This is a genomic window from Ochrobactrum sp. MYb379 (assembly GCF_037479515.1).
GTDB lineage: Bacteria > Pseudomonadota > Alphaproteobacteria > Rhizobiales > Rhizobiaceae > Brucella.
The window spans coordinates 301,900-326,043 of the sequence record NZ_JBBGYW010000004.1; the positions used below are offsets into that span (position 1 = coordinate 301,900).

The window sequence follows — 24,144 nt, forward strand, 5'->3', positions numbered from 1 at the left end:
ATAATTTAACGACGAGAGTTATCAAACAATGCCACAATCCCGCCTGAACATTGAGAAAATTATGAAATTGTATTGGGTGTTGGCGATGGCAATTATCGCTGTATGCTCAGCTGCGGCAACCTATTCAATATATAAAGATTACTTGAACCGTTCTCATGACGCCGGACAAAAAGCCATGATGTTTGCACAAGCGCTAGCCGAGCAGACGACGCAGGTTGTGGATTCTCTTGATTATTTAAGTCGAGCCGTAAAACGTGATGTTGTTGATAAAATGGTACCAGACGAGTTCCTTTCTGAAGTATTAAAACGAAGGACGCAAGCTGAAACAGATGCAGTGATTGGTATCGCTGTTGTTGATCGCTCGGGCCACGTGTACGCTAGTGATATTAGCGCAATACCAATCGATATGGATCTATCAAAATCTGAAGAGTACAAGGAACTTTCTCAACCAGGATCGCCAGTAATATTCATTAATCATCCATCGGTGCGGGAAATTGATCTCTCCGAGATTTGTATTGGTCAAACGATGAGTTATTCACGTGCGTTAATAGATGAGCAAGGTAAATTTAACGGACTTGTATTGATACTTGTTAATGAACATTATCTATACAATTCTTACGAGCGATTTAAAACGGAAACGGATATAGTTTTAGGCCTCGTAGGAGAAGATGGAGTGATCCGGGCTTCAAATAATAGCCTCGCCATCGGACTTAATATTCGCAGCCATATTGAGAAAGAGCTTGCCGTAGGAGAAGGTATACAAATTAGATATTCACCCATTGTGCATCAAGAATTGATTTTAGCTTATTATAAATCGTCTTCAATCCCATTATGGGCTTACGCTGGGTTTCCGACCTCTCCTATACGTTCCGCATGGTTCAAAGGCAGTATTGTTGCAGTACTAATGATTGTTACATTATTTGCAATATTGATTGCTTGCGGAGTGCTTTTGAAAAATTACGTTATTAATCAAAAAAAGTTAATATTTCGAGACACAGAAGATATTAAATCAAGCAAAGAATTAGAGATATTTCATAATATAGCAAGGGCAAGTGATTTATTAATGGTTGTGACGGATTCTCTTGGAAAAATCATTGTCACAAATGCAAACTTTCAAAGCGTATTCACTGATATTGATCCTAATGGTCAATTATCTTTTAAATCAGTTCTCGGCATTGATGTTAATATTCTAAATATTAAACCATCCTGGCAAGGCACTCACAGGATCAATACTTCCGGTAATAAAAAAAGAGAAATCAATTGGGTCGTATCAATTATTCGCGCTGAGGAAAATTATGAAGTTCGAAATTTTGTAATTTTAGGGCTGGATATAACAGATCGTCGTGAAGCCGAGCTCGCTATTTACCAGTCTGCAAAATTGGTGACACTCGGGCAAATGGCGACAGGTATCGCGCATGAGCTCAGTCAACCTTTAGCAACGCTGGCTATGGTACTTGATAATCTGGAACATTCAATCAGGAAGAAAACATATGATGTGGAAAGTTGCTTAGAGCAAATAACTGAAATGAGCGCCCAGGTTGAGCGAGCTTCAAAAATTGCCCGGCATATGCGGATATATGGACATAAAACAAATGGCTCAATGGAATCACTACAGCCGGTTAAAATTGTAGAAAGCGTCATGGTCGTTTGCGAGGAGCAAATTAGATCTGAAAATATAAATATAGAACATATATTTCCGGATTTTTTGCCGGAAGTTAAGGGCAATCACATCCTTGTCGAACAAATATTGCTTAATTTTATAGTTAATTCGAGGGATGCTATTTTGATTAAAGGTGGTGGAATTGCCATACATGATGCTAGAATTACTATTAAAGTAGAAAGCAAGAATGATGGCTTCGTAAATTTTTCCGTCGAAGATAATGGCTCTGGAATTGAAACGGATGTAGAAGGTAAACTCTTCGAACCGTTTTATACTACCAAGCCAGAAGGGCATGGTATGGGATTAGGCTTGGCGCTTTGTCTTGGTATGGCCAAAGATATGAACGGCAAGATTGAAATCATAAAGCCAGATGAAGGCACTATATTCGTTCTCAGTTTGCCAATTTATGTTACGAACGCCATTGGAGGGTAACTTGTCGGAAAACGGTACTGACAGAACAATATCGGTGCTTTTGATAGATGATGAACCAGCTTTGTTAAATGCCTTATCAAGTGCACTTGAGAGCGAAGGATTGTATTGTGCGAAAGCCACCTCGGCCGCACAAGCACTTTCAATTTTGTCTACTAATGACACTATTGAATTGGTCATAAGTGATATCCGTATGCCCCACATGGACGGCATCACGCTGTTGCGCCACATACGGGATCAATACAGTGAACGTATATGGCTCCAGGTCATTTTTATTACTGCTTACGCGACGCTTGAGAATTCAGTTGACGCTCTGCGTTTGGCAGCGTGTGACTTTTTATATAAACCAGTTCGCCGTGAACTTTTACTCAAAGTCGTAAGGGTAGCATTAAATAAAGCGTCTTTAATTAAGCGTGACGTTGAATTTCGTATGCACGGTTCAGATCACATTGGACGCTTAGCAGAAGAGTTGCAAACTTTAAAATCGCTTCTAATTCGTGATTCTGAGGTTGCTCCTCTTCCTGACAATTCGGCGAATTTAGGTGAGCCGCAGCAAAAACAATCTTTAACAAAAGAGAGGCTTTTGTCGCTTATCCGTTCAAATGAAGTTAAAAAAAAAGTACTTTACAGATGATTTTTTTAATGACCCTGCCTGGAATATGCTGCTGGATTTGATGCAAAATCATCTTGAAAATAAAGAAGTCGCAGCATCATCGTTATATTTTTCTTCAAACTCTCCTATCGCAACAGCATCAAGACGCTTAAGCGAGATGGAGAAAGCTCGTTTGGTTACAAAAAGACAAGATGCAGGAGATAAGCGGCGACAAATTGTTGAGATAACAGCATATGCGTACCAAAAGATAGAAGATTATTTTCGTACAATCAATCAACTGTGAGACTGTCCTCACTGATGACAGTTTCCTTTTGAAGTATGACTTATGAGCTCAAGAGGGACACTTAATTGGCAGCGAAAAGAAACAAGACGGAAGGGATCATCACCTTGCATTGTCAGCCAGACGTCCTGAAAGCGCAGGGAAATTGTATTGCTTCGGCGATCGGATCAAGAGGCATAACAGAATTCAAATAATGCCGCTGCCTCGCAGAAATCGGTGGACTGCAGAGCGACCAGGTGAAGCGCCTCACGGAATTGGAAATCGTGAACAATTGTTTTTGCCTGACAATTTCCTATTTGATTGTGAAAAAGATGATCTTGGCAGGGACCGCCTGGACATCATATGAGTTCCGCTCGCCACTGTGCTTATGTCGATCACGTCATTGTGAAACCGGGCGTGTCCGAATGGCGTCATGCGAGGTTTGCGCCGATCATCGTGTCCTTCATCTGCCGTCGTCAGCGTTGTATAGTCAACGCCACACCATCCTGGATCACACCAGTAATAAACACATTCCGTATCCAGGGCATCGGCTTATCAGGTTACGTTCTAACAATAATCCGCGATCACCCATGAGTGCGGAAAATCTGTTAATCAAGTAATTAAATAAACACTATCTATATCAATGCTATATGGTATAATTTCTGCTTCAGACAAGATTATGAAATAACGTATCTTATAACAGTATTACCAAAAGTATCGTTTAATTAGCCATCTTATATATAAAATGTGGGGGATATGGCGCTAATGAGATACATACCTATCATATTGTTTGCGCTGCTATACAATCAAAATATAGCTAATGCGCAGAATTTGAATGATAATTACAATGATTACTTCACCAAAGTAAGTTTGGACGATGACGATTTTGACGATGACGATTTTGACGATGACGATTTTGACGATGACGATTTTGACGATGACGAGCTTCCGAAGCCTATTCCCGTTAATCGGTCGCTTATAATTGATAATAGGACTGAGTATGCATCATGCAGTGCAAGCCGGGATCGGCCTCGTTGTGATGAGGATAATATAATTGTTGGAAAGTCCAATACGGGTATTTTCAATGTCATCAACAATAAAAACGCATATGCGTCCGGATATATAATTTTAGGTGAGAATGCCGGATCAAACGGGATTGTTAATGTTGAAGATACAGAGTCTTTTATAGAGTTTTCAGATTTATTTATTATCGGAAAAGAAGGAAACGGTACTCTTAATATATCAAAAGGTGGAAGCGCGTCCGATTATGCAAGTGAATCTATCGATGGTAGACATCGTATTATAATCGGCGATCGCTCAACAGGTGAGGGTACCGTTTATATATCTGGAATGAAATCCAACTTAACAAATTATATCGGTGATACTGTTGTCGGATTAAACGGACGTGCAGCAATAAATGTAAGTGACTCCGGGTCATTAATTGCTAGAAATTCACTCTATATTGCTGAAGGTTCTGGAAGTATTGGTGCAGTCCGATTAACAGATCCCGGAACAATACTTGTAGCCGGTAATATACACATTGGCCAAAAAGGGACGGCATCCTTGACGCTTTCAGACGGCGCTATTGTCAAGGTTAGCGATGGTGACGGAATTATCAATTTAGGCGCTCAAACCATTCCCACAGCCGGCTCAAGCTCACAACTTAATTTTGGTTCTGCACACGGACAAAGTCCTGCAAACCCAGGTTTCTTATCTGCCAAAGAGATCAAGCTGGGTTATGGTGATAACTCTATAAATTTTAATCATAAAGGTCAGTTTAAGCTTAAAGCGAAGCTCGGGGATGGGGGCGCTGGCACCCATACAATCAACCATTATGCGGGCAATACCACATTTACCGCTGACAATTCCCAATTTAACGGTACGACTAACATCTATGACGGCAAGCTTTATCTTGGCAACGAAGTCGGAAACACTGATTTTCTCAACATATTAGGTGGCAAGGTTAATGTTCTGTCAGGCGGAACATTGGGAGGCTATGGCGCGTTCTCAGGTACCGTCGATGTCGACGGTACATTAAGTATAGGTGACAATGGCGGTAGTCTTGTATCTCTGGACCAGCTTAATCTCAAGGCGACCTCCAAAGCTATTTTTGATTTTAATAACATGGGATCGCTCGATCCCGATGATAATGCACAAGACACGGCGGTTTTTGTAGATCAGCTTAACATCGACGGTGCCAGTCTTGAGACAAGAGTTGCCGGCGCTGGCATTTATATTCTGTTTCTTTACAACTCCCCTTCCCACGGCACGCAGTTCTCTGATGAGACCGTCGTCTCTACAAACCCGGATTTTGACATAGGCTCTGCATCAGTTGGTTACGACATACCACAGTCGATTTACCTAAAGGTTCTTGGTGCGGGCCAAACTATGCAGTTCTGGGATGGGACGAAAATGTCAGGTTCAGGCAATGCAGAGGGCGGCGATGGCATATGGAATGCAGCCAATACCAATTGGGTGGATGATTTTGTTATTACAACGCATGACGTCTGGGGAGAATCTGTTGGTGTTTTCGCGGGCCAGAAAGGAACTGTCAGCGTAGAGGGAACGCAAACGTTTGATACATTAAACTTTATCACCGATGGGTATCAGATTGTTGACGGTGAACTTGCGCTTAAAGGTGTAAGCGGCAGTACACTGAATATAGCAACGAGCGTCGGCACAACCATAAGCTCCAGGATTGTCGATGGCGCTTCTGATACACTGAAGATTATCGGCAGCGGTAAAGTCATCCTGACCAATGACAATACTTATACAGGTCAGACGCAATTGCTTGGCGGTGTACTGTCTGTATCAAGGGATTCCAACCTGGGCGCTGCTTCCGCCACATTACGTTTTGACGGCGGCACGTTACTGGCTACGACTGATATGGATTTGAACCGACGCGTCATTTTCGATGATGGTAATGGTGCCATTGCAGTAGAAGAAAACGATACGCTGACAACCCTTACATCCTTTACAGGCACGGGCGGTTTCGTCAAGCGCGGGCTTGGCACGTTGAAAATCGCAGCTGAAGGTAATTATTCCGGTGAGACCATCATACGTAGTGGCACAGTGACAGTTACGGGTGAAAACCTCCTCAGCCAGGCTTCCGCCTTTACGATTGAAGACGGTGGTGCGCTCGCCCTACAGAATTACGACCAGACCTTGTCTTCACTTACCAATGGCGGGCTGACTGACATGGGTGTGACGCCGGGAACCACTTTAACCATTAACGGCAATTATATTGGTAATAATGGTATCATCCGGATCCGCACTGTCTTGAGCGACGACAATTCCATTACCGACAAACTGGTCATCAATGGCAACAGTGAAGGTTTCACCACTCTGGCAGTTGAAAATGCTGGCGGCACTGGAACCTATACTGTGGAGGGGATCAAGATTGTTGATGTCAAGCAGAACTCTAATGGCGTTTTCAGGTTACAGGGCAATTATGAACATGAAGGCGAACAGGCTGTTGTGATTGGTGCTTATGCCTATAAGCTTCACAAAAATGGCGTCAGCGACGCTTCTGATGGTGATTGGTATTTGCGTTCTCTGCGTGATGATCCTAATCCTCAGCCTCTCTATCAAGCAGGTGCTCCTGTTTATGAAGCCTATGGGCAATCACTCCTGGCTTTAAACAGCTTCTCCACTCTACAAGAGCGTAACGGCAATGGTGTATGGGCAGGGAATGGCAATCGAACCATCATACAAGGTGCAGACAGTGTTGATAGTGCCTATGCCGCCATTGAGGAAGCTGGCAATCATACCGAGGGCAATGGTATCTGGGGACGCATTGAAGGCGCGCACAATCATATCAAACCGCATGTCTCCGGAAGTGAAGTCAATTTCAACCAGAACATCTATAAAGTTCAGATTGGTATTGACGGCATGTTGCAACAAAACAATACAGGCAAGCTCATTGGCGGCTTAAACTTCCAATATACATCCGCTGAAACCAGAGTTTATTCTGCCTCTGGCGATGGAACGATCAACACGGAAGGTTATCGTGTTGGAACATCGCTTACATGGTATCATGATGAGGGTTATTATGCCGATGCACAGGCACAGTTCAGTTGGTATCGCAGTAACCTGAAGTCGAATATGATTGTCGCAGATCTTGCCCGGGACAATCATGGTATTGGGTATGCCTTCTCTATAGAAGGTGGAAAGCGCATTGCGCTGGATGATCCGTCATGGTCTTTTACCCCACAAGCACAACTGATATATTCGGCCATTAGTTTTGATGATTTCACTGATAGCTTTGGCTCCAGAGCTAAACTGGAACGCGGCGATAGTCTTCATTCACGTTTTGGACTTGCATTGGCTCATGAGAATGCATGGCAAAACAGCCAGGGCATGACAAACCGCACCCATATTTATGGGCTGACGAATCTTTATTATGAATTCCTCAATGGAACAAACAAGCTTAGCCAATGCAAAAGATCGATTCTGGGCTGGCGTGGGTTTGGGAGGAACATACAACTGGAATGATGATAAGTTTTCGATCTATGGTGAAGGTGTTTACAACACAAGCTTCAACAGCTTTGCAGATAGCTATATGATTAAAGGGCAAGTTGGATTTAAGGTAAAATGGTGACATGACCAACCTACTTTTTTGGAAAGGCTGTTGAGTTTTAGCCGACTTTGACTCACTTTTTCATATAGCAGTATACCATATAACTACGATTGTGATGTTGACGAAAAGTATCCTGTCTTGGTGCTGATCGATCCCATCGAAATGAAAATGTTGCCCAAAATCGTGCGGTAAATCAACATGTGAAAGAAAAAACCAGCAGACGGTAGTTCAAATCCGGGGCCTTACACAAGGTTACTATGACGGGCAGCCTTGAGTGCGTCGTATGTATTACAGAACATGCTAAAAAAGGAAATCCAAGCGAGAGGTATCAAGCTAGGGCTACACCAAAGCATTTGTTTGTATGACTTTGAATGCGTCAGATCTATTTACCGAACGGACCAAAAATGGAAAGCCCCGGATGGAGCGGTGTCACATCCGAGGCTCCGTGAAAACATTCGCACAACGTACCCGCGCTCCCGAAAAACTAGTGTGGCCCAAGAAAAAGAAAGCCTTGCCATAGCCCCCACCATGACAAGGCTGCGCGTGGACAAGGACTGTCACATGTCTGGCGCCTCTGCAATCTAGCCCAGTGTCCTGGAAAGAAAAGCCACGGACGACTAGTGGCTGTGCGGGACTCAATCTATCTTCAGCGAACCTCGAGAACTTCACCAGTACGTCGATCAACGACAACGAGCATGTCGTTGTCTCGGCGGTCTATTCCGCGAACGACGAAGCTGTTGCGACGGCTGGAGACGCTTTCAACTTCATCCATACCCTCGGCTCGCGCAATGCGTGCTGCTTGACGCTCACTGATATCACCGCGAATGACTCGGCGGTTGCGGTCCATTCGATTGTTACCATCAGGAATGACCTGAATGCCATTCGGGCCGATTTCAATACTCTGAGAGTTTGCTGGAGCGGTTAAAGCAACAACCGACATGAACACTGCTGCAAATGCTGACATTTTGTACATGGCAACTATCCGTTCTTTTGTACGCCCACCGTTGGCAAGAACGTGGCTAGCCCACCTGAGTTCCGGCCGTGTCTCTCAAAATTGCTAACATCCATAATATAGCGTGAAACCAGTGCGTATGAGCCGAACGGCTTACGCATACGGCGCCGGATTACAGACTACCTTTTGCGGTGAAGCTCATGACCAGGAGAGCAATAATGGCAATGAATAAACCTGCGTAAATTACGCCGTCTGCGTCTGGTAAGAATGGATGATGCATGTGTAGCTTTGCGAACTTATTTACATCAAATATGGATTATCACTAATCGTTACGCTCTATCCACGCATTTAATACGATCAGAACAACCCACGCCGTTGATATAGTGGTGATGAAAATGCCCATCATTTATCCTCTTCGCCAAATAAACTACTTGATGGGGAAAAGGTTCACGGCCTTTGCTGAAAAATGAAAGCAAAGGTGTCTAGGCTTACAACGGAATTAGCGCTGACCGTCGCGTACGCCGATTAAACTAATGAGACCACTCTCTGCGAGGATCTTTCTCTCTGCAACGCCACATCAATGCACAAAAAATAGTCACGATAACACTAACAGTAGCGACTGACGCCCAAAACTCTACCAGCATGACGTTCTCCCAAGTTCCTAATGAACTGTTAACGTCGTGCTATAGATTTTGATCCATAAAAAAAGAAAGCCCCGGTGCATGCGGGCGCTACCGGGGCTGCGCTCTACTGAAAGCGGGGGCTTTTAGAGCGCATACTAATCATCTCACAAAAATAGGAAAACACAATGAAATTGCACCTTGGCGATACCCTCCTCCTGGTTGATGTGCCGATTAAAAGTCAGAAAAATACTGGCTAAAGTGAAGTAGTTTGGATCCAGTTATCCGCAAAGATAATGCTTCCTGTAAAATCCACTACTTTGTGTAATGGGAAAGGCTTGCTACTCTTATGCAAGATTAATTGTATTATCATGTCGGAAACTACATTCACATCACTTTGGTTAAAATGAAGGCGCGAACCTTTGGACGTGTTGCCGAGATTAGTCTTGTCACTATAACCGAACATTTTAATGGTTATTGTGCTTGCCGACACATTCAGACACTGAGAATACTCGAATTCTCCATAGAAGGTCTTCCCAGGAAAACGAATAGCAAACGTATTGTGACCGAGTTCGTCGGTCCCCCGTATGCTACCGCAAAACTGTGCTTGTCCCTGCGGGAAATCGACCCATTCAAATTTGTCTGACACGGAAACCTCAAACGCTATGAAGATAGCCTATTACGAATTGATTGTACGAATGGCAACTTAATCCCACCAGTCCAATTCGCAGAACGCGTATGAGTCAGCGTACAAGCTGTCACGCTTCGCGATGTGTTTGTGTGGAATGATATTTGGCGCTTATCCAGGCTGTGATTAGAGCACGCCATAACAACCGGGTCGCGACAGGGAAAAACGACCTTCAAGCCATACGGCCCCAACACAGTGTCACAAGAAACGAAAATGCAATGGATAGAACCGTGCCTGCTGGCGCTGCGCTTTTGCTTGACATCATCGCACATACGGAAGTCGGAAGCATAGTCCGCGCATCTTATGACGTAATCTACGGCCACAATCAGGGAAGCTACCCAAGCAGATCACAAGCTTGACGCTTGGCAAATTTATCGACCCACAGGCTTCATTTTCGAAGGGCTTCAAATCGTCGGCATCCGGTCGATACCGGTTCATGAAAGCCACTTGCAACGTTTGGCTCAGGAGCTTGGCTTACGCGGTACCCAGTTCTTCGACCCGGATTTGCAAGATCGCCTCGGCTTTCACTTGCTCATTTGTCGCGGGTGTAACGAGTTCATCGCTGGCAAAATCAGCTGCACTGAGTTGTGCAAGCGTCTTTCGCAGGAGTGGGCATCGTTTCCGGTAGTGGCCGCAACCAAGGGCGCATAATGCGATCTGACGCGCGGTGAGCGCGCATGAGCGTCATGGAACACAATCTGACCGGGATTGTGCCTCGCGTCACCAAGCTTTGGCAGTGTCAGTCGGAGATTGCAGGCGCACGAACCGACGAGAAATGGAAGAACGTGGACGCGCGATTTGACGACGACCTCGACAACAAGATCGAGAAGGTGAGCAGCATCCTGTCCAAAACCAGGTGGCTGGTTATCAGTGGCTTGATAATGGCGTTCCTGGCTTTTGTGATCGGGGGTGGTTTGAAGTCACTGTAAAATATGAAGTTAATCATAAAGTAATGTAGTAAATTAAATAGCTAATTAAATCTATTTATTTGCAATAAATTACAATAAGCATCTTATAAATGGGCTTGGAGTTATTATAAATGATGTTCGTTGTTTTTGGGTTTCTGGCTGCTACGCTTGTCGTCGGCTGGTATGGGCGTAGGTGCGTTGCACTATTGCTTTTAGCTATTTTCTTTGTTTTGGCGGTCCATCAATTCCTCTGGGAAATTTATAGTCCTGATTATGGCTACAGAATGCCATGGATACAAACAGAACTGATGCCAATTCAGTCAACAAAGCTTGCTTGAGGAGATAGCTGACATGGTTATTATGGATACGCAAGCTTATAAAGACAGAGGCACACTGGCGGGGTTTCTTTACTTCTACATGCTCGGCATGATGGCTGTCGTTGCGTCAATTCTGACGGCCGCAATGACATTGCAGTACGTTAGCGGTGAACTGCCGTGCCCGTTATGCTTATTGCAACGTGCAGCAATGTTCGGTGTCTGTTTTGGAATCATGCAGCAGTTCCGACATGGCTATTCCTATCGCAACACAGGTATTAGTCTCGGTTTTTCAGTTCTCTTGCTCGTTATTGCCGTACGTCAGACCTTGCTCGACATTTACCCTCGACCTGGACATGAATATGTGGGCAGTGCGGTTTTTGGGATGCACATGCCGGTATGGTCGGTGTTGATAGCGACATGCTTAATCATCGCATTGGCTGCACAACTGGTTGTCTGGGGTGGAAATACTCAGTGGCGTGACAGACCTGTTTCTGAATTTCCGATCCTGAAAACACTAGCCGGTATTTTAAGCGTCTACGTGGTCGTAATTGGAGTGGTGAATTTCGCATCTGTTGGCGTACAATGTAAGTTCGATGAATGTCATACATTCAGCTATCAGTTGCTCGATGGAAATTAGGTGATTACTGGAATTATTTGAACGATGACTTAAACCCGCTTCGGCGGGTTTAATTATTTGTAATCGGGAGGAGGACACTAAATCTTAGAAAATGGATTGTTGTGTGCTTGCTCTCTTTTCTGCTGGCGCAGGATAAGAAATAGGAGACGCTAGCGCCAGAACGGAACTTATTCGCGCTTCGACGGTTGGCCTTTTAGTTAGCTTTGTTCTGACAGGAGGTATCTCGTGAAAAAGTTAAACGCCACCGAGGCGCGGCAGGGCAAAGAAGGCAAACCAGTTCTCATTATATTGTTGGTCAGTCTTGCTGCGGCGGCAGTCGTTTGGATGGGGATAGAGATATTTGGCAATGTCATTGAACCGGAAACTCCAGCTAACAGCGAGCAGTCTGTCCCGCCTGCTTCCTCCGAGCAAGTACCGCCAGCCTCCGCCAATTAACTAAACCAGATGATCTTTTCCGTGCCCTATATGAGAATTGCTATGGCGGTTTTCAACAAGCGCATTGATCAAGTTCTTGTAGTGCTGGCGTAGGACGAGAAAAAGCCCTACTGCGCTGAATACGAGCGGGGCTGTTTTTTTAATTTGGCAAGTTGGCTGCTGCTTGTTTAATGGTACTTGCCATCATTTCGCAAAGCTTAGCTTCATCGGTACCCTGAGCCTTCGCTGACATTTGAATGTCCTGCTCCATGCCCATAGCTGAAACTTTTCCTTCTTTACCGAGGGCTTCAGCTGCATCGCCTTTAGATACGTCAGCAGGAGTTGGAACTAGCGTCATCAACTTTGCCTGAATTTCAATTGCGCTGCCGTCAATAAAGCCCTTTTCCTGGCAGTATGAGAGCACGCCAAGCTGATTGCGCGCGGCATTGTAAGCCATTTCCATCTGTTCAGGCGTTGGCTGTTGAGCAAATGCGGAAGTCAATGTTGTTCCGGTAATTGCTGCTGCAATAATTAGACGGCGCATATATTTCTCCATTTTTTGCAGTTATAGGTATCATTTTTTAATGGGCTAAATATATGGCCGCAACCTATTGATGATATTTGGTGGAACAAGTTTCATTAAAGCTTGATATTCGCACTTTATGCCAATGTTCAAACTATAGTAGACTTAGTGATGAAATCTATACTCAGGAAATGGAAGCCCCTCTATTCCTGCTATAAGAGGTTCACCTATCAAAACTTAAAATAAGCCTTTTTGCTCTTACTTATTGTCATTTCTGGGCGTCAAATCGATCAAGTCGGTGTCTGGCAATGGCCTCTGCATTTCCTTTGCCTCATCCCATGGAGCGCGAAGCCAGGTTTCAATTTCCTCTGTCGTGCGAAGAATTACCGGCATTGCTTTGGGATGGACCGGCTTAACGACTGCGTTAGGCTCAGTAGTTAGAAAGCCGAATATATCGACTTCGACCGGCCCATCCTTTTTCTTCCGCACGCCTTGCCATGTCGTCCAGATGCCAGCGAACGCAAACAGCGGCTTTTCCTCATTCAAAGCGAACCAGTGCAGCGGCTTGCGCTTTGTTTTTGGATCTGGCGTTTGACCGTATTCAGAGAATGAGGTGGCGGGAACAATGCACCGGCTTTTAACGCCTTGCCATCGCCGCCAATGAGGAGAGGTTAGGTTGCGAATGTTGGTGACGCCCGTATCTGCTTCGCTCTTCACGTATATGGGTGGCGTCGGCATTCCCCAGCGAAGATATGCCAACTCATGCTCTCCGTCAGTGAGACTTCGAAGAACCGGGGCCGGATAATCTGGGTATACGTCCAATTGAGGATCGACGCGGTTTGTCACGTCGCCAAATTTTGCAAACAGACGGCGCATTGCCTCGTGACTTGTCGTTATGTTGTACAGATTGCACATGCGATCCTCCTGCAAATAAGAGAATAGGGCGCCAATTGATGCTGCCCAGCTACTCTGCCCGATTGCGAATAGTTCTAGCGAGGAATTTTTCTAACACCAAACTGACTGTCACCCTTTGATTTGCAAACTGGGCAACGCATTCGTTTGTCGATGAAGAAAGTGTGCGTGCCAGACTTGCGCAGAATGATCTTGTGTTGAATTGGTCCAATATGCCCACACGGAAAATAGTATCCGTGCAATTCATACCGAGACACCGTACCCCAGATACGCGTTTCAGGCGGCATTGCTTCTAAGTGACGGGGTTTCGATCGCATTTTTCAAAATATGTGTCCCACGGCTTGGATTTTTTATCCCGAGGGTCGTGTGTAACGCCGCCATAAAGCCTGATGAACTCGTGCTGGCCCTCTTCCGTTTTGAACATAGCTATTTCGAAATATTTGATATCATGCCGTGCGCCACCCCAAGGGTGATATCAACCTAGACGCGTGCGGTTATTCAGCATTTGGATAAGATTTGTCCTGTGCCAGTCGGTCAAAAAAGCACGACTTGAAATGGATATTCCTTGTTAATGAGCGTCTTTGGCGGTTCGCTGCGTGATCTACTCATTTTACAAACACTGTCGGCTTCCAGCCACGAGCAAAGCCCATCGACATAGCAAGGTTGGCGTATTCGATCTCTTTGACGAGAGAGTCGCGGTCTTTCAAAAGCGCTTCAATGGCAGCTCGCACATTGCCCTTGTGATAGGCAGGGTCGAGGTCAATTTTCATTGTCATATTCATTTTCTTGCGTAACCGCATTCATTTTACCGCTCCATTAAAAAGCAGATACACACGCCATCCGTATATCTGTGTTTGTCACGACCGCCACCAGAGGAAAGCCCTTGAAGAAGCGCTGCGCCTACGAGCGGAATTCAGTTTGATTACTTTAAGACTGTTTCTAACGACGCCCCGATCGCTGGAGCTGAGGGACTGACAAGGGGTGATATACTCGCTGACGAAACCCCGTATTTTTAATCGCTATTGGGACAAAGCCAGATTTGCTCGGCACATGAAAAACCCCGCCGAAGCGGGCCGGAATTGGTACTATTTTATGACCGAAATTGAAGCGGACTCGCAAAAGAAAATAATATCTAAAACAATAATTTAATACCCGATTTGATATGATTTCCTGTGAGTGGACTCGCGCTGCCATTTGGCCATTCGCTAACGTACAGATTTCAGTCTGACCGCTTCCACTCTCTCCCCGAAATACCGATGCGCCCGTGCCTGAACTTATTCCTTCTCCGTCGAATAACGTTCGTCCAGAAGCTTAAGGAGGCGTTGATGAGTTTCTTTCATGTCGTGGATATGCTCAATAATTAAGCCAAGGCAGATTATCATCATACCAGAAAAACATAAGCTGATCCCGCAGGACAGGAGAACAAGCCTGTCAGAGCCTATTGTTGCAATCCCGAAAACAGCAATCGTCAATCCGGGAATTAATGCTAGTATCCCAATGATTTTTATGAAAAGACCCATATCAACCTCTTGTTTTCCGCAAGCTGGCAGAGCATAGCTGAAACGTCAATCGGCTCTTATTATTTCGCCGATTGGCTCAACGTCCGCTTAAGAGTGCCCGGAAATCGATTGGCTTATACAGCTCTTCTTTTTGACGCTTAGGTAAGCGGACTGATACCGTCGCTTCGCGTGGGGTGTGTAACCTTGCGGCTTTCGATGAAAGCCTGAATGTCTGCCGGTTCGTATCGGCAGATCATGCGCAGTCCGCGACCGGCATTTACGAAAGGAATTTCGCCGTCGGTTTTCAGATGAAGAAGGTGGCGCACCGAGACCGAGAGTGCTTCGGCAGCTTGTTCAAGTGTCAGCAAACTCGCGATAAACCTCGTTCCGGCTCGATTTTCTTCCACGCATCCATGCCAGCTTAAAGCGCGCACTCGCCGCATGGCAGAAAGAGCTGTCTGAGGACGTTGCAACGTGAGTACGGGATATAAGAGGAACCGGCGGGACAATCCGAAGCCGTCGACGAATGAGCCGTTGTATCTCAAAACGCTTAAGCAGCGCGTGGCCCGTAAGGATCAGGTTGTGAAAGCGCAACCACCAGTGGGGTCAGATTAATGGACGTAACATCTCATCATCGGATGCGTTTGCGGCGTGGTCGGCTCATGCTCTGCAATAGCTATCATTTTCTATGGCAACCCACGAAGGCTATGACAGTTTCGGTCCCTTAGCTCAGCTGGATAGAGCACCGGCCTTCTAAGCCGGTTGTCGTAGGTTCGAGCCCTGCCGGGATCGCCATAGATTTCGCGTCTCACCAGAGCGAAGTAGCAAGCACGCGGAGACAAAAGCGCCACCGGCTTTGTGGGCCGGTGGTTGCGAAAATCAGCGTCTTCTAAGAATGAAGAAATAAATGAGGACGACTACGATGAGCGGCACACCGAAAAGCCACATAACACCAGCTGTGAGCATAATGATCTCCTTGTTTATCAATAAGAAAACGAGATCGAAGCGGTTTTGTTCCAGCTGCATAAAACATTAAAGGACGGCGTTATGCCCGGCACCACCCGTCAGCCGCCGTCCTCCGTAATCAGGAGAGCCACGAGGAGACTTCCGCCACCAACTCTCCGTTTCCTTTCGGGTTCCGCTCCCATAAGCCACAGGAATACAACCGGGGCGAATGCGCCTGCCAAAGTGTCACCGAGTTCGTTTATCGAGCGGCATCCGAGGTACTCATCCCAGAAACCCTTAAATGCATTTGCCGGGATAGCCATTTCGTGGCAGCCCCGGTTTCTTTGATCAGAAGGATGACAATCCCGATATAGATAAAGGAAACGACTGAGAGCACCCAGATAGTGTTGCTCGTCTTGTTTTTATTTTTTCGCTTTTGACGATTGGCTTCACTTTATAGTCCCGTGCCCTGCGCGATTGTATTTGTTTCTCATTTTTAGCAGATATCGCTGGTAGGGGAACTGATCGGAAACGATGTTATGTCATTTTGAATGTTCGGTTCGATAAGTGTGAACAATGTTTAATTGAGCCAGATTGACCCGGAAGCGAGCAATGGTACCTCGCCAACAGCGTTATCGCCATTGTGAGTAGGTTGATTCCATCATGACAGTCTTCACGACCGGCGATTTGGAGACTGGCTCTTCAAGATCTGAGTCGATATTCCCTTGTGACATTAACGGTTCCAGCGATTATAGGGCGTTTTAAAGGGGCCGTATTCGGAGGGGCATCACACCACTGTAACCCATTGCGAAGAACTAATATAACGCCACTTAAACCCGCTTGACATCAACGCGTGGACGTCCATGACTCTTGGGAAAGAATGGGCGAAAGCGTGACAATTGTCCTTCGCTCAGCCAGTAAAAATTACTCATCGATCAGTCTCCTAAGACGAAGCTTAATGAGATCATCATCCTGAATTAAATGGATCCTGAGCTTAGTCTTCCATAGTCTTTGGGCGAAAGCTTTGTGCGTGGTGCTCGTTGATCGTTTGCGCTGAGACAGCTTCACAAAGGATGAGCACTTGGCAGCTTATTTAAGGCCAGTGAAGTGTATCTTTAACCGGCTCTTCAAAACGTACGTCCACTCGAGAAGGAGCAAAAGATGGCTTGAGCCATTTGCACTTTTCAGTATTGGCGTTAAGAGTTGAAGTTCATAGATGAATTGGCCCGACTGTCGCGCCGCTTCCAGAATGCCGGTCTTCGCCCATGTTCACGCTCAGACAATTACGTTATTTTATCGCATGCGCTGAGCAGGGTTCGGTTACACGTGCTGCGCAAACTCTGTCAATTTCGCAGTCGTCAATTACTGAGGCGATCAAAGAGCTTGAAGCCGATCTCAATGTGACATTGTTCGAGCGGCATCCGCGTGGGTTGATTGTTACCCATAGCGGCCATCAGTTTATGCGCCATGCGACAAAAATCTTGGCGGATGTTTCTGATGCAAGGCGTTCGATTTTAAGTAAGCAGGTGACGGAAAAGCGGACGCTGAATATTGGCGTTACATCACTTGTTGCGGGCTATGTGCTGTCCGATTTGCTGGCACGCTATCGTCGTGCTTTTCCTGATGTGGAAGTCAGCGCCATTGAAGACAACGGCTCTTATCTGGAGCATCTGCTCATTGGTGGCGAGCTTGATGTGGCTGTAGTGGTGATTTCCAGCTTGCGCGACCGTATGGCACTTCATGCCGAAATTCTCGAAACGTCGCCTTATCGGTTGTGGCTGCCTTTGGGGCATTCGCTTATTTCCGTTGACGGAATTTCAATTGATGACGTCGCCAAAGAGCCGTTGATTATGCTCACGGTCGATGAAATTGAGGAGAACACAGGCAAGCTTCTTGCTGCACTCGGCGCGAGACCGCATGTGGCCTTCAGAACCCGTTCTGTCGAAGCGGTGCGCAGCCTTGTGGCGACGGGTGCTGGCGTCGCGCTTCTTCCTGATCTTGTCTATCGCCCGTGGTCGCTTGAAGGTGACCGGATTGAAAGCCGGGATGTGTCGGGGTCTTTGCCAATCGTACAGATAGGTATGGTTTGGCGAAAAGGCTCGAGTCTTCCACAGTCAGCACGTGATTTCATCGGAATTGCAGAAGCTGCGCGGTCTGGTAGGCAGCGTTAAACCCGTTTTAAGAAAAATCGCATTTACTCAAGTCTTTGTTTCTAAAAAATAATTTAACGAACTGTACGTTGTGAGTTGCTGATTGCTCGAACCAATCGGAAAAACCGATACCTGCTTTCTAATAAATGAATTTGCGAATGTTGGTCATTCGGATAACTTCATCTTCAAGGAACGAAAAGCCGAAAACGGCCAAAGGGAGAGAAGAATGCGATCATGTTTTCTATGTGCGGCTCAGCTAATTTTGTGAGTTGCAACTAGGCGTCTTCATCGCTGCTCAGACGCGCTTTTTGATAATGCCAAAACCTACTCTGACTTCATGCTTCGCTTTTAACAGATGAAGCAGCTGGTGTTCTGTGCGGTTTTGTATCTAGCCCAACATCTGTTTTGCTTTTCTTAGCCTCTACGACTTTTTTTGTCATGAATGAGCAACGAAAGCAGACATAATTTCTGCCGGAGACTGTAATGAATTCTGAAATGCTTATCGGCTCGCAGTTTGAGCTGGGAACAGAGAATGAAGAACTTGTTCTCAATCCGAAAACCGGAGATGTCGTTCTGAATTTGCCAGAAGCTTCGTTGGGGCAGGTCGATAAGGCTGTTGAAGCTGCTGAAAAAGCATTTCAATCATGGTCCCGAACAACGCCTGCCGAGCGCTCCGGATATCTGCTCAAAATCGCTGATGCTGTTGAAAAAGATGCGGAAGGTTTCGCGGCGCTGGAAGCGCTCAATTGCGGCAAGCCGTATCACGCGGTTCTTAACGACGAAATTCCCGCAGTTGTTGATTGCTACCGTTACTTTGCAGGTGCTGTCCGCAATATGCAGGGACCGCTTGCTGCTGAATATATCCCCGGTCACACATCGATGATCCGTCGCGATCCTGTTGGCATCGTTGGATCGATTGCGCCGTGGAACTATCCGTTGATGATGATGGCCTGGAAGCTTGCACCTGCAATTGCTGGTGGCAACACGGTTGTTTTCAAACCATCGGAACAGACGCCTCTGACCGCACTGAAAATGGCAAAGGTTATGGCCGATATTCTACCGTCGGGTGTTGTGAATGTCGTTCTTGGCCGCGGTGAAACTGTCGGTAATGCGCTCATCAATCATCCCTCGATAAACATGGTTTCGATCACAGGCGATGTTGCGACGGGCAAGAAGGTTTTGCAGGCTGCGGCTAAATCGGTGAAGCGAACGCACCTTGAGTTGGGTGGTAAAGCACCAGTCATCGTGATGGCAGACGCCGATATTGATGCAGTCGTTCAGGGCATTAAGACATTCGGATTTTACAATGCCGGTCAGGACTGCACCGCTGCTTGTCGCATTTATGCTGATGCGCGCATTTATGATCGCCTTGTCGCGGATTTATCGGGTGCGGTTTCCAGCATTCGTTTCAATCTGGAAGATGATGCGCAGAATGAAATGGGGCCTCTTATATCGCGTCGCCAGCGTGATCGGGTTGAGAGTTTCGTGGCGCGCGCGCGTGAGAATGCACATATCGAGATAACCGCTGGTGGCAATCCATCGGGTGATAAGGGCTTTTTCTTTGAGCCGACGGTGGTTGCCGGAGCTTTGCAGGAGGACGAAATCGTTCGCCGCGAAGTCTTCGGTCCAGTTGTCTCTGTCACACGCTTTAGCGAAGAAGAACAGGCTATCTCGTGGGCCAATGACAGCGATTATGGTTTGGCATCATCAGTTTGGACCAAGGACATCAGCAAGGGTCTCAAGGCTGCCGCGCATCTGCAATATGGCTGCACATGGATTAATACGCATTTCATGCTGACCAATGAGATGCCGCATGGTGGCTTGAAGCAGTCCGGCTATGGCAAAGACATGTCCATCTACGCGCTTGAGGATTACACCACCGTGCGTCACGTCATGATTGCTCACGGGTGACATGATGACAAATACCGCTCCCCAAGTTCAAATTGATGGGCCAAAACTGGAAGTCTCGAAGACCGAAGTGGCCATCGAGATCAAGAATATGCACAAGTGGTATGGTGAGTTCCATGTGCTGCGTGACATCAATCTGAAAGTCATGCGTGGCGAACGCATCGTTGTGGCCGGACCATCGGGTTCAGGCAAATCAACCATGATCCGTTGCGTCAACCGTCTGGAAGAACATCAGGAGGGCCAGATCATTGTTGATGGCATCGAACTCACCAATGATCTCAAAAAGATCGATGAAGTGCGTCGCGAAGTTGGCATGGTTTTCCAACACTTCAACCTGTTCCCGCATTTGACGATTCTGGAAAACTGCACGCTGGCCCCGATCTGGGTGCGCAAGATGCCAAAGAAGCAGGCGGAAGAAGTCGCCATGCATTATCTGAAGCGCGTGAAAATTCCAGAACAGGCTAATAAATATCCAGGCCAGCTTTCAGGCGGCCAGCAGCAGCGTGTGGCAATTGCACGTGCGCTCTGCATGAGCCCGAAAGTCATGCTGTTTGATGAGCCGACTTCGGCACTTGATCCGGAAATGGTCAAGGAAGTGCTTGATACGATGGTGAGCCTCGCTGATGAAGGCATGACCATGATCTGCGTGACGCACGAAATGGGCTTTGCCCGTCAGGTTGCAAACCGCGTGATCTTCATGGATCAGGGGCAGATCGTCGAAGAAAATGCGCCAGCCGAGTTCTTCGACAACCCGCAGCATGAACGCACCAAACTGTTCCTCAGCCAAATTCTACATTGATCTATCAAAACTATAACCGCACCAACGGAGGGTAACTTGAACAAATTTTTCGCACTCGCATCAGCATCGCTGTTTCTGGTTTCAGGAATGGCACATGCAGGTCCAACACTCGACCGCGTCAATGAAAAGAAGGAAATGGTTGTTGCCACCAATGTCGGTTGGCCTCCACAGGGCTTCCTTGATGACAACAATGAACTCGTTGGTTTTGACATTGATGTAGCCAATGAAATTGGCAAGCGCCTTGGCGTCAAAGTCCGTTTTGAAACACCAGAATGGCCAACGCTGACCGGTGGTCATTGGCAGGGACGTTACGATGTGGGCGTTGGCTCGGTAACGCCAACCAAGGCGCGCGCACAGGCAATCGATTTTGCTGGCATCTATTACTACAGCCCATATGTCTATGTGGTTCATAAGGATAGCCCAGCGCATTCTACGGATGATCTGAACGGCAAGATTATTGGCGTTGAAACCGGAACCACGTCGGAAGATTTCATCAACCGTCGTCTTGAAATCGATGCGCCTGATCTTCCGGCGTTTGAATACAAAGTGACACCGGGTGAAGTCCGCACATTTGAAGATTCCATGATGCCGTTTGACGATCTTCGTCTTGGAGATGGCGTGCGTCTCAATGCTGTTATCGCACCGGAACAGACCGCAGAGACAGCCATTAAAAATGGTTATCCGGTTCGTATTCTCGAAGGTGGCTATGCATTCCGTGAGCCGCTTGTTGTGATCGCTGAAAAGAACGATCCGGAATGGACTGCAAAGATCGGTGAAATCATCAAACAGATGAAGGATGATGGCACGCTCGCAACGCTGACGACCAAGTGGTACGGCGCTGATTACAGCAAAGACTGAACGTAGCCGTTCCCGATAATTTCAATCCCGGCCTTGTCGTATGGGGCAGGTCGGGATTTGAAATGAAGGCGGAAATAAAGAAATAAAACGAAGCTGGTAACAAAATGTCCTATCCTGATACGCATTATTTCAGAACCATGGCCGATACCAAGGAACGTGCCGCGCTCGTTGGTAATGAGGAGTGTGAAACCCTCATCATTGGCGCGGGACTTGCAGGTCTGACGACAGCGCTGGAACTGGCGAAGCAGGGACATTCTGTTATTATTCTTGAGGCGCAAAATGTCGGCTTTGGCGCGTCCGGTCGTAATGGCGGCTTTGTCAGCCCCGGATATGCAACGGGTCATGACAAGATCGCAGCAACGACTGGTGAAACTAACGCTCGAAAGCTTCACATGCTCTCGGTCGAGGGTATGGATTTTGTAGGCCAAACAATCCGCGATCTGAACATTACCTCTGCTGATCCCAAGCATGGGTTGATCAGTGTTCAGCGCTATGAAGATGCAGCAGCTTTACAGGCGGAGGTCGCGGAAACAAAAAGAGATTTCAACTACGACCTTGAATATATGTCGCGTGATGAAGTTCAATCCGTATTGAAGTCTGACCGTTATTATCAGGCCGTTCGCGATGCTAAAGCGTTTCACATCCATCCACTAAACTATGCACGCGGTCTAGCGGCGGGAATCGAACTTCTTGGCGGCAGGATTTATGAAAACTCTGCAGCACAAGCGATGGATGTTTCTGGTTCTCAAAAAGTTGTTCGCACAAGCCGGGGTTCCGTCCGCGCCAAAAATCTGGTGATTACGACCGGTGGCTATACGGGTGGGTTAAACAAGAAGCTTCAGCGGTCCTATTTGCCAATCGCCACCTATGTAATGGTTTCTGAAGTAGCCCCCGATCTGATCAGCGAAGCGATTAAAACACCGGCAGCGATTGGCGATAGCCGCAGGGCTGGCGATTACTATCGGCTGATTGAAGGCGGAAGACGTATTTTGTGGGGTGGCCGCATAACAACGCGGGCTGCGTCTACGGGAGGTCTCGTACGCGAATTGCGCAGTGAAATGACAAGCACCTATCCGCAGCTTTCTGAACTCAAGACCGAACTCGCATGGTCTGGCTTGATGGCTTATGCGCGTCATTTGATGCCCCAGATTGGCAAAATGCCGGATGGCGTTTGGTATTGCACCGCATTTGGTGGTCATGGGCTGAACACCACGGCAATTGGCGGCAAGGTGGTCTCCGAAGCAATCCTTGGCAAAACGGATCGTTACAAGCTGTTCGAGCCTTTTGGTCTTCCCTGGGCAGGCGGCTATGCCGGTCTTGCGGTTGCGCAACTCACCTATTGGAAACTGCAAGCGCAGGATAAGTGGCGCGAACGGTCTGCCGGATAAGCTCTTTTCTTCTTACTGCCAACTTTAATCCCCCAGAACAAAAAGACATCCATTGAGCCGATCGGTACAGGGTGCACACCGAATTGAAGGAGACCGTTCATGCTTGGACGATTCATTCTCAACTATCCCGATACAGCGCGCAGGCTTGGCGGCCTTGTCTTGTTCGCAATTACTATGGTGGCGCTTTATTCAATTGGCATCAGTGCACACTGGCTGGGTTCCGTGGTTCCCCCACTCGCAGACTGGGTGAAAGAAAATCCAGCAACAGCGAAGATCGCTTCAGCATTTGCTATTTCGCTGATCCTTTTTGTGAACTGGAAGCTCCTTAAGAAACTTTCGAGAAAGCAGCAAATTGTAGCGGTTTGGGTTGAGCTGTTTACGCTTTTGATGCTGTTCTTTTATTCGTTTGATCTGTCATTTTCGTTTATCGCTCGTAAAATTGGCTTCCTGATCACACAGGGAACCGTCACGACACTTTATATCTCTGCGATTTCTATCGTGATCGCTACAGTCATCGCGCTTATTGGCGCGATTGCGAAGCTATCCAAAAACGGCGTTATTTACGGGCTTTCGACGTTTTACACGTCGCTTTTTCGCGGCCTGCCGCTGCTGATGCAGATTTACATTATCTATCTCGGTCTGCCGCAGATTGGCTATGTGATTGGCGCTATCCCTGCCGGTATTCTCGCTCTTTCTTTGTGCTATGGCGCCTATATGACGGAAATTTTCCGCGCAGGTATTGAGAGCATTCCGCGCGGGCAAACCGAAGGCGCAACAGCACTTGGTCTTGGCTCGGCGCAGACAATGTGGCTCGTCATTCTGCCCCAGGCGATGCGGATTATCATCCCGCCCACAGGCAACCAGTTCATCGCCATGCTCAAGGACTCGTCGCTTGTTTCGGTGATCGGTGTTTGGGAGTTGATGTATGTCGCAAGAACGCAGGGCCAGACCGAGTTCCGGCATATCGAAATGCTGATCACGGCCTCGATGATCTACTGGATGCTCTCCATCTCGTTTGAATTCATTCAGTCCCGCATTGAGCGTTACTACGCCCGATACAACACACGTTGAGCCGTGAGTGAATTG

At 47.0% G+C, this 24,144-nt stretch carries 22 protein-coding genes, 1 tRNA gene and 1 pseudogene; 17 read left to right on the plus strand and 7 right to left on the minus strand.

Annotation, left to right across the window (positions count from 1 at the left end):
• The first annotated feature begins 28 nt into the window (after positions 1-28).
• From WH356_RS11370 to WH356_RS11385, 4 genes are all read left to right on the plus strand, one after another.
• On the plus strand, positions 29-2,092 hold the full coding sequence (locus WH356_RS11370; RefSeq protein ID WP_339510818.1) for an ATP-binding protein: 2,064 nt from the start codon (positions 29-31) through the stop codon (positions 2,090-2,092).
• Position 2,093: 1 nt separating this feature from the next.
• Complete coding sequence (locus WH356_RS11375; protein ID WP_339510820.1) at positions 2,094-2,723, plus strand: response regulator; 630 nt, start codon at positions 2,094-2,096, stop codon at positions 2,721-2,723.
• Entirely contained in the window at positions 2,692-2,985 is a 294-nt protein-coding gene (locus tag WH356_RS11380) for a helix-turn-helix domain-containing protein (RefSeq protein WP_339510822.1), read from the plus strand. The genes WH356_RS11375 and WH356_RS11380 overlap by 32 nt, the downstream gene beginning before the upstream one ends.
• 741 nt (positions 2,986-3,726) lie before the next feature.
• A complete protein-coding gene (locus tag WH356_RS11385; RefSeq protein ID WP_339510824.1) occupies positions 3,727-7,455 on the plus strand; it encodes an autotransporter family protein in 3,729 nt (1,242 codons plus the stop codon).
• A 731-nt stretch (positions 7,456-8,186) separates the two neighbouring features.
• Here the strand turns inward: WH356_RS11385 and WH356_RS11390 are convergent.
• Complete coding sequence (locus WH356_RS11390; RefSeq protein ID WP_339510826.1) at positions 8,187-8,513, minus strand: PepSY domain-containing protein; 327 nt, start codon at positions 8,511-8,513, stop codon at positions 8,187-8,189.
• Between the two features lie 1,505 nt (positions 8,514-10,018).
• Between WH356_RS11390 and WH356_RS11395 the strand changes: the two genes are divergently transcribed.
• From WH356_RS11395 to WH356_RS11420, 6 genes are all read left to right on the plus strand, one after another.
• A complete protein-coding gene (locus WH356_RS11395) occupies positions 10,019-10,159 on the plus strand; it encodes a hypothetical protein (RefSeq protein ID WP_339510828.1) in 141 nt (46 codons plus the stop codon).
• A gap of 88 nt (positions 10,160-10,247) precedes the next feature.
• The gene (locus WH356_RS11400; protein ID WP_339510830.1) at positions 10,248-10,451 is read left to right on the plus strand and encodes a hypothetical protein; all 204 of its coding nucleotides are present in this window, start codon (positions 10,248-10,250) and stop codon (positions 10,449-10,451) included.
• Between the two features lie 26 nt (positions 10,452-10,477).
• Positions 10,478-10,729, plus strand: coding sequence for a hypothetical protein (locus WH356_RS11405; protein WP_339510832.1), 252 nt, complete (start codon positions 10,478-10,480; stop codon positions 10,727-10,729).
• Between the two features lie 110 nt (positions 10,730-10,839).
• The gene (locus tag WH356_RS11410) at positions 10,840-11,046 is read left to right on the plus strand and encodes a hypothetical protein (protein ID WP_339510834.1); all 207 of its coding nucleotides are present in this window, start codon (positions 10,840-10,842) and stop codon (positions 11,044-11,046) included.
• Positions 11,047-11,059: 13 nt separating this feature from the next.
• Positions 11,060-11,662 (plus strand): disulfide bond formation protein B, encoded by a 603-nt coding sequence (locus WH356_RS11415; RefSeq protein ID WP_339510836.1) that lies wholly within the window; start codon positions 11,060-11,062, stop codon positions 11,660-11,662.
• Positions 11,663-11,887: 225 nt separating this feature from the next.
• Positions 11,888-12,097, plus strand: coding sequence for a hypothetical protein (locus WH356_RS11420; RefSeq protein ID WP_339510838.1), 210 nt, complete (start codon positions 11,888-11,890; stop codon positions 12,095-12,097).
• Between the two features lie 139 nt (positions 12,098-12,236).
• Here the strand turns inward: WH356_RS11420 and WH356_RS11425 are convergent, their stop codons facing one another.
• The 5 genes from WH356_RS11425 to WH356_RS11445 all read right to left on the minus strand — a co-directional run bounded on the left by WH356_RS11425 (position 12,237) and on the right by WH356_RS11445 (position 15,417).
• Complete coding sequence (locus WH356_RS11425) at positions 12,237-12,632, minus strand: pore-forming ESAT-6 family protein (protein WP_339510839.1); 396 nt, start codon at positions 12,630-12,632, stop codon at positions 12,237-12,239.
• Positions 12,633-12,857: 225 nt separating this feature from the next.
• Positions 12,858-13,514 (minus strand): SOS response-associated peptidase, encoded by a 657-nt coding sequence (locus WH356_RS11430; RefSeq protein ID WP_339511185.1) that lies wholly within the window; start codon positions 13,512-13,514, stop codon positions 12,858-12,860.
• 602 nt (positions 13,515-14,116) lie between these two features.
• A complete protein-coding gene (locus WH356_RS11435) occupies positions 14,117-14,287 on the minus strand; it encodes a hypothetical protein (protein WP_339510841.1) in 171 nt (56 codons plus the stop codon).
• Positions 14,288-14,785: 498 nt separating this feature from the next.
• Positions 14,786-15,031: a hypothetical protein gene (locus WH356_RS11440; RefSeq protein WP_339510843.1), complete on the minus strand. Its 246-nt coding sequence runs from the start codon at positions 15,029-15,031 to the stop codon at positions 14,786-14,788.
• A gap of 137 nt (positions 15,032-15,168) precedes the next feature.
• The gene (locus tag WH356_RS11445; RefSeq protein ID WP_339510845.1) at positions 15,169-15,417 is read right to left on the minus strand and encodes a helix-turn-helix domain-containing protein; all 249 of its coding nucleotides are present in this window, start codon (positions 15,415-15,417) and stop codon (positions 15,169-15,171) included.
• 311 nt (positions 15,418-15,728) lie between these two features.
• Here WH356_RS11445 and WH356_RS11450 point away from each other — a divergent pair.
• Positions 15,729-15,805, plus strand: a tRNA-Arg gene (locus WH356_RS11450).
• A gap of 886 nt (positions 15,806-16,691) precedes the next feature.
• On the opposite strand, the pseudogene WH356_RS11455 reads toward WH356_RS11450, so the two are convergent.
• Positions 16,692-16,887 (minus strand): annotated as a pseudogene (locus WH356_RS11455) (transposase); the annotation flags it as partial.
• A 333-nt stretch (positions 16,888-17,220) separates the two neighbouring features.
• Between WH356_RS11455 and WH356_RS11460 the strand changes: the two are divergent.
• The 6 genes from WH356_RS11460 to WH356_RS11485 all read left to right on the plus strand — a co-directional run bounded on the left by WH356_RS11460 (position 17,221) and on the right by WH356_RS11485 (position 24,129).
• Positions 17,221-18,126, plus strand: a complete 906-nt coding sequence (locus WH356_RS11460; protein WP_339510847.1) for a LysR family transcriptional regulator — start codon at positions 17,221-17,223, stop codon at positions 18,124-18,126.
• 462 nt (positions 18,127-18,588) lie between these two features.
• On the plus strand, positions 18,589-20,016 hold the full coding sequence (locus WH356_RS11465) for a gamma-aminobutyraldehyde dehydrogenase (RefSeq protein ID WP_339510848.1): 1,428 nt from the start codon (positions 18,589-18,591) through the stop codon (positions 20,014-20,016).
• Positions 20,017-20,020: 4 nt separating this feature from the next.
• A complete protein-coding gene (locus WH356_RS11470; protein ID WP_339510849.1) occupies positions 20,021-20,812 on the plus strand; it encodes an amino acid ABC transporter ATP-binding protein in 792 nt (263 codons plus the stop codon).
• A gap of 87 nt (positions 20,813-20,899) precedes the next feature.
• On the plus strand, positions 20,900-21,670 hold the full coding sequence (locus tag WH356_RS11475; protein WP_339511187.1) for a transporter substrate-binding domain-containing protein: 771 nt from the start codon (positions 20,900-20,902) through the stop codon (positions 21,668-21,670).
• Positions 21,671-21,774: 104 nt separating this feature from the next.
• Positions 21,775-23,058: an NAD(P)/FAD-dependent oxidoreductase gene (locus WH356_RS11480; RefSeq protein WP_339510850.1), complete on the plus strand. Its 1,284-nt coding sequence runs from the start codon at positions 21,775-21,777 to the stop codon at positions 23,056-23,058.
• A 99-nt stretch (positions 23,059-23,157) separates the two neighbouring features.
• Positions 23,158-24,129 carry an amino acid ABC transporter permease gene (locus tag WH356_RS11485; protein ID WP_339510851.1) on the plus strand — a complete coding sequence of 324 codons (972 nt, stop codon included), beginning with the start codon at positions 23,158-23,160 and terminating at the stop codon, positions 24,127-24,129.
• Positions 24,130-24,144 lie beyond the last annotated feature (15 nt).